The organism is Ruegeria sp. AL12 (genome assembly GCF_056540885.1).
This window is the reverse complement of sequence record NZ_JBQFXN010000073.1, coordinates 1-1015: the sequence shown is the minus strand read 5'-3', so window position 1 is coordinate 1015 and position 1015 is coordinate 1. Positions and strand designations below refer to the sequence as shown.

Annotated in this window: 1 protein-coding gene and 1 pseudogene; both read right to left on the bottom strand. The window is 60.3% G+C overall.

The features are described from left to right. Window positions 1–58: 58 nt before the first annotated feature. The gene (istB, locus tag ACR0C6_RS21425) at window positions 59–814 is read right to left on the bottom strand and encodes an IS21-like element helper ATPase IstB (protein ID WP_480621128.1); all 756 of its coding nucleotides are present in this window, start codon (window positions 812–814) and stop codon (window positions 59–61) included. After that, window positions 811–1015: pseudogene (locus ACR0C6_RS21420) on the bottom strand (IS21 family transposase); the annotation flags it as partial. The pseudogene ACR0C6_RS21420 and the gene istB, both read right to left, overlap by 4 nt.

The following is a 1015-nucleotide window of genomic DNA, read 5'->3' as shown; positions in this document are numbered from 1 at the left end:
CCTTATAGCTAACGGTTGCCAAGGCGCCTTGGTCCGCAAGGACCAATTCGAGCGCGGTTCAGGAGTTCTTCTGGGCCCTGCTCTGAGCGAGGCGATAGCTGTCGCCGTTCATCTCCAGAATGCTGACATGGTGTGTCAGGCGATCCAGCAAGGCGCCCGTCAGGCGCTCTGATCCGAAGGTTTCCGTCCATTCGTCGAACGGCAGGTTCGATGTGATCAGGATGGAACCACGCTCGTATCGTTGGGAGATCAGCTCGAACAGCAGTTCGGCGCCGGTCTTGCTGAGGGGCACGAAGCCGAGCTCGTCGATGATCAGCAGCTTTTGCTTTGCCATCTGTTTCTGCAGCCGCAGGAGTTGGCGCTCATCGCGTGCCTCCATGAGTTCGTGCACGACGGCGGCAGCGGTAGTGAAGCGGACGGCCATTCCCTTCTGGCATGTGGCCAAGCCAAGGCCGAGCGCCACATGGGTCTTGCCGGTGCCGCTGGGACCCAGGGCAATCACGTTTTCACAGCGGTCGATCCACTCGCAGCGGGCGAGTTCCAGAACCTGCATCTTGTTGAGAGACGGGATTGCTGCGAAGTCGAAGCTGTCCAGACTCTTAGTCGCTGGGAATTTTGCGGCCTTGATCCGACGCTCGATCATTCTTCGTTCCCGGTCGATGAGTTCCAACTCAATCAGGCGCGCCAGGAACTGGACGTGATCTCGCCCTTCGGCAGCACAGAGCCGGGCCTGCTTGTCGTATTCCCGCAGGATGGTCGGCAGCTTCAGCTTCTTGAGCTGATGGTTCAGCAGGATCTGCGGGGCTTCCGTCATGTCGCGCCACCGGTTGTCAGGCACATGTAGCTGGCCGGAGATGTCGTCTGCACCTCGGCGCGTGGCAGGTACGGGTAAACATCCAGGTTGAGCCTTGGTGGCCGCCGTTCGATCCGGCACAGCACTAGGTGCTTCACGGCATCGAAGCTGATGGTACCCATCTGGAGCGCCGTCTGCACGGCAGCATGGACCTCCTCCATC